The sequence below is a fragment of the Desnuesiella massiliensis genome (genome assembly GCF_001403615.1).
Lineage (GTDB): Bacteria > Bacillota > Clostridia > Clostridiales > Clostridiaceae > Desnuesiella > Desnuesiella massiliensis.
Genome location: NZ_LN879456.1, coordinates 80,572 through 93,339 on the forward strand (window position 1 = coordinate 80,572; position 12,768 = coordinate 93,339).

Here is a 12,768-nt window from a genome sequence, read left to right on the forward strand (position 1 = left end):
AAAGGTAAGGCTGGAATCCTTATAAAGCAATTAGTAAAAAGTTCAAAGCTGTTTCTCACGGCTATAACAAAGGGGCACCTAATTTTAAGGTGTCCCTTTTTGAAGAGTTATATTAACTATTTCAGATCGACTGCCTATTCTTAACGGAGGTCCCCAGGTTCCGTAGCCAGAGGAAACTACTATGTTAAAGCTATTTTTTTTCATATATCCATAATGGTCTTCAAAAATGCCTTTAGTTATAAGGTTAAAGGGAAATAGCTGGCCTCTATGGGTATGACCGGATACTTGTAAATCAATATTTGCCTCTGCGCTTTCGTTTATTCTGCTAGGATTGTGATCAATTACAATTATAGGCTTGGTGCTATCTATATCCTTAGTTATATCTTTTAGCTCCTTTGTTGTAGCCTTAATTCTGCTGGCGGATACATCATCTCTACCTACTACATAGAAGCTATTATTAATGAGCTTATAATCATTTCTTAAAACCGTAATTCCCTGATTTTGAAGTAAAGAGCACAGCTCTTCCACCTTATTGTCAAAGAGGTCGTGGTTGCCTAGGGCAAAAAATGTCCCGTATTTACTTTTAATATTGCCTAATTCCAAAGCCATGTTGTTTTCAATAAAGGGCTTCATGGAACTATCTATTAAATCACCGGCAATTAATACTAGGTCGGGATTTAGCCGGTTTATTTCATTAACCATCTTTTTAAGTCTAGCATTGCCTACGATATCTCCAAGATGTATATCAGATATTAACACTATATTAAGCTTTTCTTCTTTCAGAGCTTTATCTATTTTAATATCATACTTTTTAACGTAGGAGTTATTTGCATTGAAGCTGCCCATAGCTATTAAGCCTATTATTAAAATAAAAAATATTATGGTGAAAAGCAGGCTCCTATCCTTAATATTAGGGAAAAAGTTGAACTTTTTATTTATGATTAGTAATATATCTGTAATAGCAAAAAGCATTAAAAGGTAGAGAGCTATAGCCATATAATAAATTCCTATGTACATGATTGGACTAGATAAGTATTTAGGAAAGTACTTATTTAACATGCCGTAAATTATATAAGAAAAGGCTGTAAACCAAAATAAAGCCCAAAAGACCTTGTTATTTATCTTATGTATTTCAGAAAGCCTTGAAAAAGTACGTTTTCCTACATAGTAATTTAGTACTATGAATAGGAGAAGGAAAATTATTATTAAGAATACATATTTAAGACTTTTCATAAAATCCTCCATTGTCTAACTTTAGTTATATTGAGATTATAACCTATTTTATAAATTATAAAAATACATAATGATTTTTTTGGTGATGATAGTATTAGTATTCATTTCTTGAAAGTTTATGTTAAGTTTGATTTTGCGTAGTCTCTTACTGATAATGGTAAACAATGATGGCAGCTATAAACCAAAAGAAATAAAAAGTCAATATAGTAATGCATATAAAATAAGTCAAAAAAACATATATTAGGTTAAAAAACCAATATAAAAGAATTTATTCAATCATTTACTTTAGGATAGTTAGGAAAACGTACTGGGTTTAAAGTTGTATCTCAGATTTTTAAGGCATATAATAAATGTATACCATTTAGATATACATTTAAGAAACATGTTTCAAATATATTTTATTTACAATATTTATGTAAACGTATTAATTGAAGGAGGGACAAATATGCTTTTTAACACTACCACACAACATGAAAATTTGAGGATGAAAATCAGAGAGTTTGCGGAAGAAGAGATTAAGCCTATTGCCTTTATGTTGGATCTGGAAAATAAATTCCCTTCGGAGGCGATTCATAAATTGGCTGACCTGGGAATGATGGGAATACCCTATGGGAAAGAGTACGGCGGAGCAGGGCTTGATGTAATAAGCTATGCTATAGCTGTGGAGGAATTATCAAGAGTAGATGGTGGTACAGGGGTAATTCTTTCAGCGCATACATCTTTAGGTGCATACCCCATTGCTGCCTACGGCACTGAAGAGCAGAAGCAGAAGTACTTAGTTCCACTAGCAACAGGAGAAAAGCTTGGGGCCTTTGGTCTTACTGAAGAGAATGCTGGTAGTGATGCTGGAGGTACTGAGACCACTGCTGTTTTAGATGGAGATTATTATATTTTAAATGGAGAAAAGATCTTCATAACCAATGGAGGAGAGGCTGATATTTACGTTATCTTTGCAGTTACTACACCTAACATAGGTACTCGTGGTATCAGTGCCTTTATTGTAGAGAAGGGCTGGGAAGGCTTTACCTTTGGAAAACACTATGACAAGATGGGAATTCGTTCTTCTGCCACTGCAGAGTTGATTTTCAATGATGTGAAGGTGCCTAAAGAAAATCTATTGGGTAAAGAAGGAGAGGGCTTCAAGATTGCTATGGGAACCTTAGATGGCGGTCGTATTGGTATTGCAGCTCAGGCTCTTGGTATAGCTCAAGGTGCTTATGAGAATGCTTTGGCCTATTCAAAGGAAAGAGTTCAATTTGGAAAGCCTATCTGTCAGCAACAGATTATAGCTTTTAAATTGGCTGATATGGCTACGAAGCTTAGAGCAGCTAGATTTCTTGTTTATAGTGCAGCAGAGCTTAAAGAAAATCATGAATCTTATAGTATGGAAGCAGCTATGGCTAAGCAATACGCCTCCGATATTTGCCTTGAGGTTGTCAACGATGCCCTTCAGATATTTGGAGGAAGTGGGTATTTGAAAGGAATGGAAGTAGAACGTGCTTATAGGGATGCTAAGATTTGTACTATATACGAAGGAACTAATGAAATTCAGCGTTTAGTAATATCTTCTCATATCATCGGCAAGATGCCAAAGGAGCAAACTATGGATAAAGGTTCTAAGCAAGACCCTGCTACAGGTTATCGTAAGAAAATTGTTTTTAAAAACGGAACTGCTAAGGAAAAGGTTGACGCTCTTGTGGAAGCCCTTAAGACAGAGGGTTATGATTTCACCGTGGGAATCCCTATAGATACACCTATTAGCAAGGCTGAAAGAGTGGTTAGTGTGGGACTAGGCATAGGTGAAAAAGAAAATATGAAGCTTATAGAAGACTTGGCGGTTCAAGCTGGTGCTGCTATAGGTTCTTCTCGTCCAGTAGCTGAAACTCTTAAATACTTACCATTAAATCGTTATGTTGGTATGTCTGGTCAAAAATTCAATGGAAATCTATATATTGCTTGCGGGATTTCAGGAGCAGGTCAGCATTTGAAAGGCATAAAGGATGCTACCACCATTGTAGCTATAAATATCAACCCCAATGCAAAAATCTTCAAGAATGCGGATTATGGTATAGTGGGAGATTTGATGGAAATATTGCCATTGCTTACTGAAGCCCTAGATAATGGAGAGCCAAAGAAGGAGGCACCACCAATGAAGAAGATGAAGAGAGCTGTTCCTAAGAAAGTAGTTCCCACTTGGAAACATTATGTATGCAACGGATGCGGCTATGAATATGACCCTGGCTTAGGTGATCTAGAAGGTGAAGTAGCTCCAGGCACACTATTTGAAAAGCTGCCAGAAGAGTGGACTTGCCCCGCTTGCGGTGAAGAGAAGGATATGTTCATAGAAATCTGATTTTTGTAATAACCGAACCTAATGATTTGTTTAACGTAAAGGAGGAGTGAATTTATGTATTGTGTTAGAGAAATAGCTGAGAATCTTTATTGGGTTGGCGGTAATGATCATCGCCTTGCCCTCTTTGAAAATATTCACCCTATACCACGAGGGGTTTCCTATAATTCTTATCTGCTTTTAGATGAAAAAACCGTGCTCTTTGATACGGTGGACTGGTCAATTTGTCGTCAATTTCTTGAGAATATTAAAGGGGTTTTAGGGGACAGACCTTTAGATTATATGGTGATAAACCATATGGAGCCTGACCATGCGGCTTGCATTGAGGAAATTGTTCTTCGTTATCCTAATGTAAATATTATATGTACGCCAAAAGCGTTGCTCTTTATGCAGCAATTTGGCTTTCATATAGATGGCAAGGTCATAGAGGTTAAAGAAGGAGATACTATGTCCTTTGGAAAGCATGAAGTTGTATTTGTAGAAGCTCCTATGGTGCATTGGCCAGAAGCTATGGTGACCTATGATACTACTAATGGTGTATTATTTTCCGCTGATGCCTTTGGTTCTTTTGGAGCTTTAGATGGTAAGATGTTTAATGACGAGATGAACTTTGATAGAGATTGGATTGATGATGCCAGAAGGTATTATACAAACATTGTAGGCAAGTATGGTCCTCATGTACAGTCCTTACTTAAGAAGGCTGGAGGGTTGGACATAAAGATGATCTGCCCACTGCATGGACCAGTATGGCGCAGCGATTTAGGGTACTTTATAGATAAATATGACAAGTGGAGCCGATATGAACCAGAGGAGAAGGGCGTAATGATAGTTTATGGCACCATGTATGGAAATACAGAGGCCGCTGCTAGCGATTTAGCAACCAGGTTAGTGAAAAAAGGCATGACCAATGTGGTTATGTATGATGTTTCAAAAACTCATGTGTCCTATTTGATATCTGAGACCTTCAAATATAGTCATGTGATTCTTGCTTGCGTAACTTACAACTTAAATATTTACCCACCTATGCTGGGTTATATAATGGATATGAAGGCATTAAATCTTCAAAAGCGTACCGTTGCTCTTATAGAAAATGGCTCTTGGGCTCCTCAATCAGGAAAGCTTATGCGTGAGCTTTTGGAGGATATGAAAGATATGACGATCTTAGAAAATGAAATCACATTGACCTCCAGCATGAAGGAGAATGACGAGGATTCAATGGAGGATCTTGCTGATAGCATTATAGAATCGATGAAGTAATTTTATAAAAAACATAAACCTGTAGGGAAACAACTTCAACTATTAATTTATACATGCACCATAATCACTTAAAGCTGTGATTTTGGAACATGTATAAATTAAGTTTACGTAGTGTTTCCCTATATAACACCGACTCAGGGGTAAAATTTCTGAGTTGGTGTTTTTTATATCATTATTATTAATACGAATTTCAATATCATAGTATAGTTCTATTATGGTATAATATTAATAAAATAATAGCATATAAGGATGTGATAATAATGGCTATGGAATATAGAAACGTGAAAATTTATGATGATATAATCCCAATAGTTAGTATGTTAAATGGTGGCAAAACTATTGATGAAAAGGTCAATGTTTCAATAGCTGTTGGTTTATTTGCGGGGAAAATGGTTACATTAGCACGTGCTGCTGAGCTTGCAAAGCTTTCTCTAGCTGAATTTATGGATGTTTTGAAAGATAGAGGAATTCCTTGGGGAGAATATACAGAGGATCAAGAAAGAATGGATGACATGGCTATGAAAAACTTGCTTAATAGGATGGAGAATCTAGATGATTAAAATAGTATGCAATTCTAGTCCTATAATAGGCCTGTCAGCTATAGGAAAGTTAAATTTACTGTGGGAAATATTTGATGAAGTTATAATTCCAGAAGAGGTTTATAGAGAAATTGTAGAGGCTAATTCAAAAGATAATTATGGTGCTAAAGAACTTAAAAATGCTATTGAATCAGGGAATATATCAATTTATAAGGTGAAAAATAAAGAATTAGTTAATGAGTTGTATGGAAAGCTCCACAAAGGAGAACTTGAAGTTATAGTAGCTGCTAGAGAATTAAAAATAACAGATGTTGTTATAGATGAAAGAGCAGCTAGAAGTTTTGCTGAAGCTATGCTTTTACAAACTATAGGTATTATAGGTATATTGCTAATTTCAAAGAGAAGAAAAAAGATTGAAGAGATTAAGAAGTACTTAGACCTTCTTATAGATTCCAATTATAGAATATCAAAAAAATTGTATGAAAATGCTTTAGAAAAAGCTGGCGAACTAGATCAATACAATCAAGGACATATTTAGCAACTATTTATATATTAAACTATTTTATAGCAAAAAATTATCGTTTTGATTTTAATTTTTGAAAAATGTTAGGTACTAATATTTCATGAAATAAAAAATGGTTATATTTTCTTTGTGAGTTTAATATTTTAAATAGAAAACAATTTTATTTAAGTATGATTATGAGAGGTAAAAAAATCGATGCAGGTCCAACTAGAGATTTTATTGTTAAAACAATTACAAAAGACATAAGGATTGAGGCAGCAATATTTGACTTAATAGATATTTCAATAAATGCAGCTGAAACTCTAGCAAACCCTAAAAGATTACATCAATACTATGTTTCATTAAAAATCAATAACTCAGAATTTGAAATAAGTGATAACTGTGGTGGAATTTCAAAAGACAAGGTATGGGGTGATGCTCTTAAAATAGGAAGTAGCGATGCCTATACAGGTGGACATGGAATAGGACTCAAAAGGGCTTTTTTAAAGTTTGGCAAAGATATCAAAATTCTGTCTAATAGAAATGATTATTCTTGTAGAGTAAATATTGATGTTGAGCTGTGGGGAAAAAGAAACAATTGGGATATTGACATAAATGAAGTTAAGTATAATAAAGATTTACCACAAGGACTTATCATAAATGTAAGCAATTTATATGACGACATAAAAAGAAATTTTTCAAATAATACTTTTATAAATAATTTAATAAGAGAAATCGAAGTAAGATACAGATATAAACTTCAGTCAGGATTTAATATTATAATTAATGGTCAATTTGCTAAGCTTTCATCTATAGAGGGAGACAAAGTTACTGAAACATCGTACAAAGTTATTAACAGCATGAACGTTAAAATAATCTTATATAATAATGTATTTACTAAAGCAAATGGATGGGATATTGTTATAAATGGAAGGGTAGTTATTGAGAGGGATAAATCCGAAAAAACGCTATGGAGAAAAAAACTAATAACGAGAGGTTGCAGTTATGAGAAGTTTGTAGGAGAGGTAATTATTGAAGGAGATAATATTAAAAAATTACCTGTATGGTCTACTAAGGATGGAATTGACATAAATTCAAAAGCTTATGAAAATATATTAGATTATATGTATTATATAGTTGAACAGCATAGAGCTGAGTTTAAGAAGCCGAAAGTAAATATTCAGTATTGTCGCTCTTTACATCTTGTGGAAACCCTGAAAGATTATTTTGATGTAGTGACTGCAAAAGATGTAGGAGAATGTTCTTTTGACTATACCTACAGAAATATTAATTAAGAAAAAAAGTGATTAAATTTAACACAATTTAGAGTGTTGTTATATAATAAATCTTCTTATCTTTGGATAGGAAGATTTTTATTTGTACAAAAGATATATTTTAAGATTAGATAATGTTATTAAAAAAATATGATAATAAAACAGTGGCCTCTCATATGTGGTCTGAGATAACGAGAGGAGAAATGTTTGAACTACTAAAACATAATGGCGCCAAGGGAGAAATCTGGAAAACATAAGAAAAGTTAAGAATTTAAGAGCTAAGTTAAAATAATGAGCTTATTAATGATTCTTTCACCACAAGAGATTATTGAATACTAATTAAAAAGAGCGTAATATTAGATACAAGATAAAGTGATAATAAATACTGTCTTAAAGGTTATACTGAACTCATTAATCTAAAACAATAAAAAATAAGTTTATATTAATGTGAGGGGGGAAAATTATGTGGTTAATAGCATTAATAATGGCACCATTTATAATTTGGGCAGATATAAAGCTCTTTAAATTTTTTTACAGGTGTATCTTCCGAGATGAGGAAGACTTCAATAATTCTTTAAAATATAGTATTAGGCCAGATATATTCTCATTATTTCGAGGAGAATATTTTAAAGACTATTTTGCAGAGTTAAAGCTAGGTATATTTATTATGTTGTGCATAGGAACCATAGCGTTAGAAGTAGTTATATTAAACGCCTTATTATAAAAAATTTAGGGGGATATAGTATGGAAAATATTAATTGTTTAAGATGTGGACACTCTATGAGTTATTTGAAGGAGTATAGATTCGATTCTCAAGATAATAACAGAGGATTATTTAGTGCTATGTTTGATGTGGAGGAGCATCTTATATTCGAAGTATATGTATGTCCATGTTGCAGGCATAGTGAATTTTTCTATAAAGGTGCTCTACAACGTATAGATTAATAATTTAGTGATTATCATCAGTAAGTATTCAACTATATTTAAAAAAGCGGTTCATTAGGAATCGCTTTTTTATTATGAAACTATACTATAGCTCATGTCTTTGGAGCTAAGAAGCTTATACTATGAATAGAAAAATAAGGCTATGTCATTTGATCTGTTGTTCATACTGGGTTAACCATCTGCTGAATAGATCCATACCTTTGTGAATAATACCTAAATTCACCACCATAATTATAAAGGCTAAAATAGAATACAGGATAACAGTATCTAACTGAAACAATTTCACTACATGCTTAATAATATAAATGCAGATAGGCAAACAAAGGACACTAGTAATGACAGCAGGGACATATTTTCTTACTATCAATGCTTGAAAACAATGTATTACTAAATGTAAAGTAAAGGCAATAAACAAGCCTACCCATAAGATATACCAATTCGTCACATAAGAAATAACTGTAATTATGCTAATCAAAATAAATTCTTCTGCTACACCAAGTGCGAAAGATGATGTTGTAATACTATCGAAATGAGGTAGTAACTTTTTTGATAATTTAGGAAATCTTTCACATAAATAGCCTCTATTCTTCTTTATCCATGCTTGCAAGAAAATTATTTCTTCAAAGTCGTGAAAAATAAAAAGTATAGGGAACAGCCATACCATTACTTCTATATCATTCATCGTGATACCCCCCACTAAAAGCCCATAATATAAATGATTTTCATATTTTATTACAATTATGTATTGCATATAGTTTGATTACATGCTAATTATAACATTAATTTCAATATATTGTTATAGCTAAACAAATACGTGATCTCTTCTCTTAAGAGAAATTACTGGTCCTTTGGTGGAAGAATAAAAGCTGTAGAATAAACTCCTTATTCAAAAACACACATTTCTCCAATTTATGTTATAATATAAGGATAAGCAAATTTATGAATGCCTTAAACGTAAAATACTTTTGGTTAGAGAGATGGAGAAGATATGCTAAGAGAAGATATGTTATTACAGATATTTAATGAGGGAACCAGTGGTAAGAATCATGCTAAGGGTCAAAGAGTTCTGAATAATGATCTGGTTTCCTCTGTACATATTACTAATGAAGAAGGATTTATTTGTATAGATGGCAATGTGATTTCTGAAAATCTTTTTAATGAATATAATACTAAGATTGAGATGGATGGAAAGCAGAGAAGTATTTTATCCACCTTTTGCAGCTGTGCTGATTTTGAACAGAATGAGCTTAAAAAAACAAATTACTGTTGTAAGCATTTGGTGGCTACCTTTTATAAGGCTTTAGATGAGCTGGCTAACAATCCTCTTTTTAATGAAGAAGAGGCCTTAGAGGAAGGTATATTTAAAAGTAATAGCAATTTGTTATCTATGCTCTTGATGGATGAAAGAAATAAGGATGAGCTAAAAATAGAGGTTTACATAAATAAAAATGAATGGAATCATAAGCTTACAGCGGAGTTTAAAATAGGGATTAAATCCATGAGTTCTAGCAATCTTTATATCTTAAAGGATATGAATCAGTTTCTAGCAGCTTTTTATAATGGAATTCCAATAAGCTATAGCAAAAACTTTACTTTTAATATAAAAAGTCAAAAGTTCAGCACCAAGGATAAAAGGCTTATTGATTTTATCGAGATGTTAAAGGTTATGGAAGGTAAGTATAAGTACTTGAGCAGAAGTGAAAATCTGCTGGTGGAGGGAAAATATATTACTATTCCTGAATATTTAGTGAGAGAATTTTTTGAGATTATAAAAAATCATAGGGTTTATTTAAATGAAGGATTTTTTTATAGACCTGTGGAGGTGGAATTTTTGTATGAGAATCCACCTATAGACTTTGATTTGAAAATAATAAAACAGGATTATGTTCTTAAATCCTTAGAGGGGATGCCCATGGTTTTAGGTTCTAAGAAGGATGTTTTCTTATATGGTTCAACCATATACCTTCCAGACTATGAGTTTTGTTATAAGATAGGTCCATACCTTCAAGTCTTTAATGAAGCAAGGGTGGTGAATCTGGGAAACTCCCAGGAGGAAGACATATTAAGAAGGTTAATTCCAGAGCTTAATACCTTGACGCCTAGGGTTACTTTATCTAAGACCATAAAAGAAAAAATTGTAATGGAAAATTGTGAGTTTAATTTTTATTTTCATCGAGAAGGTATGAATATTACACTGATAACAAAGGTTAAATATGGAAATTATGAGTTTAATATCTTTGAGGACTATAATGAAAAGATAATTTATAGAGATTCTAAGAAGGAAAGAGAAGTAATTTCTAGACTTAAAACCTTAGGCTTTGAGGAGATAAAAGGCAAATTTTATTTCATGCTGGAAGATGAATATGTATTCAGGTTCTTAAAGAGTGAAATAGGTCAGCTTCAGGAAATAGGAGAGGTATACTATTCTGAAAACTTCAAGGGTATAAAGTCCATTGGTACAAAAGGTATCTCTGGAGACATTAGAACAGGTAAATATAATTACTTTGACATGGATTTTAAAATAGGAGACATACCACCACAGGACACGGTGAGTATATTAAGAGCCTTTAGAGATAATCTTAAATATTATAAGCTAAAGAGCGGAGAGTATCTTGATTTAGAGGAACTAGAGCTGAAGAAGTTTTTAAAGCTATTAGATGTAGTTGCATCTAAAGATATGAAGGGCAATCACATTGAAATAGCAAAGAGCAAAGGTGCTTTTCTTCATAGTTATTTAGAGGAAAATGAAATCAGATATATAAAAGGAAAGTCAGAGTTAAAGGAAATAAGAGATAAGCTTAAGAATATTGAAAAACTAAAATTTAAAGCTCCTATGGACTTAAAGGGTAACCTAAGAGAATATCAAAAGGTAGGGTTTAACTGGTTTAAAACCTTAGACTATTTAGGCTTTGGAGGAATTTTAGGGGATGAGATGGGCCTTGGAAAAACCCTTCAAACCATCACTTTTATATTATCTAACAAAGGAAGTAAATCTTTGATTGTAGCACCTACCTCTTTAATATATAACTGGGTAAGCGAATTTGAAAAATTCGCTCCTACTGTAAGGGTGGCCCCTGTAAATGGGTCAAAGGAACAGCGGGAAGAGATATTTAAGCATATAGAAAGCTATGATGTGCTCATAACAACTTATAATCTGCTTAAGAGGGATTTGGAAAGCTATACTGCCATGGAGTTTGATTATTGTATATTGGATGAAGCCCAGGCTATAAAAAACCCAAACTCTCAAAATGCTATTTCGGCAAAGGAAATAAAAGCAAAGACAAGATTTGCTCTGTCCGGTACTCCTATAGAAAACTCCCTCATGGAGCTTTGGTCCATATTTGATTTTATAATGCCAGGGTATCTATATGATGAAAAGAGATTTAGCGTAAGATATCATAAAAAGCTTAGGGAGAGTCCAGAGGTGCTAGAAGAGCTAAATAGGCTTATAAAACCCTTTATTTTAAGAAGAAGAAAAAAGGACGTTATAAAGGAATTGCCTGACAAAATAGAAAAAACTCTAATGGTAACCTTAGAGGAGGAGCAAAAGAAAATTTATAAAATCTATGCCAATTATGCTATGGAATTGATTGAAAAGAAAGTAAAAGAGGATGAATTCCAAAACAGCAAAATAGAAATACTTTCTTACATAACAAAACTAAGACAAATATGTCTAGATCCCGCTGTGGTAATGAATGAATATGATGGAGGAAGTGGTAAGCTGGAAGCTCTAGTAGAAATCCTTCATGACACCATAGAAGAAGGACATAAAATATTGCTGTTCTCTCAGTTTACCTCTGTTTTAAAGAATATAAAGGAAAGACTTAAGGCAGAGGGAATATCCTTTAGCTACCTTGATGGCTCCATAGCTTCAGAAAAGAGAATGAGCCTGGTAAAGGACTTTAATGAGGGAGAAAACTCAGTATTTCTAATAAGCTTAAAGGCTGGAGGAACAGGGCTTAATCTAACCTCTGCAGATGTAGTAATCCATTTTGACCCTTGGTGGAACCCGGCAGTGGAGGAACAGGCCACGGACAGAGCTCACAGAATAGGTCAAGAAAACGTGGTAGAGGTTATAAAAATCATAGCTAAAGGCACCATTGAGGAGAAGATCTTGTCTTTGCAAGAGGAGAAGAAAAAGCTCATATCAGCCCTTATGGGAGATGAATTATCCAGTGGAGAAGGCTTTTCAGCTTTAAGCGAGGAAGAGATATTTGGATTATTTGAGGAATAGGTGGTAGAGGAAACGTCCCCTTACCACCGTGGCAAGGGGATGTTTCCTCTGCCACAGGCTCAAAAATTAAACTGAGAACATAGTATTGATAAATTCTTAGAGCTTTAAAGTTTAAATAAACAATAATATGGTATATAATATATTAGGAATATTTAATTAAATATAAAATTATATTTATAATGGGAAAAGGAGCAAAACATGAAAGCAGTATATAAAAATCCTAAAGAACTAGGAACTAAGATTAAGGATTTAGTTGACACATATCATGAAGGTTTAATCTCTTATGAAAAGCTTGAAGAAACCATAATTATAATGATAGAAAAGAATGAAGATAGAATTTATAAGAATGGATTCATGCCTTCAAGCTTAATCAGTATCATAGGGGAAGATAGAAAAGCAATAATCGATGAAATAGCATCTAAAATAAAGTAAAA

11 protein-coding genes are annotated in these 12,768 nt (G+C 33.1%); 9 read left to right on the top strand and 2 right to left on the bottom strand.

Translation table 11 applies throughout. The features are described from left to right. Positions 1-84 precede the first annotated feature (84 nt). Positions 85-1,233, bottom strand: coding sequence for a metallophosphoesterase (locus BN2665_RS11135; protein ID WP_055667199.1), 1,149 nt, complete (start codon positions 1,231-1,233; stop codon positions 85-87). A 445-nt stretch (positions 1,234-1,678) separates the two neighbouring features. Between BN2665_RS11135 and BN2665_RS26270 the strand changes: the two genes are divergently transcribed. The 7 genes from BN2665_RS26270 (at position 1,679) to BN2665_RS11170 (ending at position 8,100) form a co-directional block, all read left to right on the top strand. Next, a complete protein-coding gene (locus BN2665_RS26270; protein WP_074042296.1) occupies positions 1,679-3,586 on the top strand; it encodes an acyl-CoA dehydrogenase family protein in 1,908 nt (635 codons plus the stop codon). Between the two features lie 54 nt (positions 3,587-3,640). Continuing rightward, the gene (locus tag BN2665_RS11145; protein WP_055667200.1) at positions 3,641-4,840 is read left to right on the top strand and encodes an FprA family A-type flavoprotein; all 1,200 of its coding nucleotides are present in this window, start codon (positions 3,641-3,643) and stop codon (positions 4,838-4,840) included. A gap of 260 nt (positions 4,841-5,100) precedes the next feature. Beyond that, positions 5,101-5,400 (top strand): UPF0175 family protein, encoded by a 300-nt coding sequence (locus tag BN2665_RS11150; protein WP_055667201.1) that lies wholly within the window; start codon positions 5,101-5,103, stop codon positions 5,398-5,400. Beyond that, positions 5,393-5,917: a PIN domain-containing protein gene (locus BN2665_RS11155; RefSeq protein ID WP_055667202.1), complete on the top strand. Its 525-nt coding sequence runs from the start codon at positions 5,393-5,395 to the stop codon at positions 5,915-5,917. The genes BN2665_RS11150 and BN2665_RS11155 overlap by 8 nt, the downstream gene beginning before the upstream one ends. Positions 5,918-6,078: 161 nt before the next feature. After that, complete coding sequence (locus BN2665_RS11160; protein WP_055667203.1) at positions 6,079-7,176, top strand: ATP-binding protein; 1,098 nt, start codon at positions 6,079-6,081, stop codon at positions 7,174-7,176. A 442-nt stretch (positions 7,177-7,618) separates the two neighbouring features. Next, a complete protein-coding gene (locus BN2665_RS11165) occupies positions 7,619-7,879 on the top strand; it encodes a hypothetical protein (protein WP_055667204.1) in 261 nt (86 codons plus the stop codon). Positions 7,880-7,899: 20 nt separating this feature from the next. Then, positions 7,900-8,100 (top strand): zinc ribbon domain-containing protein, encoded by a 201-nt coding sequence (locus BN2665_RS11170; RefSeq protein ID WP_195892691.1) that lies wholly within the window; start codon positions 7,900-7,902, stop codon positions 8,098-8,100. Between the two features lie 145 nt (positions 8,101-8,245). Here BN2665_RS11170 and BN2665_RS11175 read toward each other — a convergent pair whose 3' ends face one another. Beyond that, positions 8,246-8,782 carry an HXXEE domain-containing protein gene (locus BN2665_RS11175; protein WP_055667205.1) on the bottom strand — a complete coding sequence of 179 codons (537 nt, stop codon included), beginning with the start codon at positions 8,780-8,782 and terminating at the stop codon, positions 8,246-8,248. Positions 8,783-9,088: 306 nt separating this feature from the next. Here BN2665_RS11175 and BN2665_RS11180 point away from each other — a divergent pair, with 306 nt between their 5' ends. Continuing rightward, positions 9,089-12,334 carry an SNF2 helicase associated domain-containing protein gene (locus BN2665_RS11180; protein WP_055667206.1) on the top strand — a complete coding sequence of 1,082 codons (3,246 nt, stop codon included), beginning with the start codon at positions 9,089-9,091 and terminating at the stop codon, positions 12,332-12,334. 198 nt (positions 12,335-12,532) lie between these two features. Continuing rightward, a complete protein-coding gene (locus BN2665_RS11185; RefSeq protein WP_055667207.1) occupies positions 12,533-12,766 on the top strand; it encodes a TIGR04540 family protein in 234 nt (77 codons plus the stop codon). Positions 12,767-12,768: the final 2 nt, after the last annotated feature.

Excerpts from the sequence above, each read along its gene's own strand:
- BN2665_RS26270 (WP_074042296.1), top strand. The coding sequence starts at position 1,679 with ATGCTTTTTAACACTACCACACAACATGAAAATTTGAGGATGAAAATC.
- BN2665_RS11155 (WP_055667202.1), top strand. The coding sequence starts at position 5,393 with ATGATTAAAATAGTATGCAATTCTAGTCCTATAATAGGCCTGTCAGCT.
- BN2665_RS11185 (WP_055667207.1), top strand. The coding sequence starts at position 12,533 with ATGAAAGCAGTATATAAAAATCCTAAAGAACTAGGAACTAAGATTAAG.
- BN2665_RS11170 (WP_195892691.1), top strand. The coding sequence starts at position 7,900 with ATGGAAAATATTAATTGTTTAAGATGTGGACACTCTATGAGTTATTTG.
- BN2665_RS11135 (WP_055667199.1), bottom strand. The coding sequence starts at position 1,233 with ATGAAAAGTCTTAAATATGTATTCTTAATAATAATTTTCCTTCTCCTA.
- BN2665_RS11145 (WP_055667200.1), top strand. The coding sequence starts at position 3,641 with ATGTATTGTGTTAGAGAAATAGCTGAGAATCTTTATTGGGTTGGCGGT.
- BN2665_RS11175 (WP_055667205.1), bottom strand. The coding sequence starts at position 8,782 with ATGAATGATATAGAAGTAATGGTATGGCTGTTCCCTATACTTTTTATT.
- BN2665_RS11180 (WP_055667206.1), top strand. The coding sequence starts at position 9,089 with ATGCTAAGAGAAGATATGTTATTACAGATATTTAATGAGGGAACCAGT.
- BN2665_RS11160 (WP_055667203.1), top strand. The coding sequence starts at position 6,079 with ATGAGAGGTAAAAAAATCGATGCAGGTCCAACTAGAGATTTTATTGTT.
- BN2665_RS11150 (WP_055667201.1), top strand. The coding sequence starts at position 5,101 with ATGGCTATGGAATATAGAAACGTGAAAATTTATGATGATATAATCCCA.
- BN2665_RS11165 (WP_055667204.1), top strand. The coding sequence starts at position 7,619 with ATGTGGTTAATAGCATTAATAATGGCACCATTTATAATTTGGGCAGAT.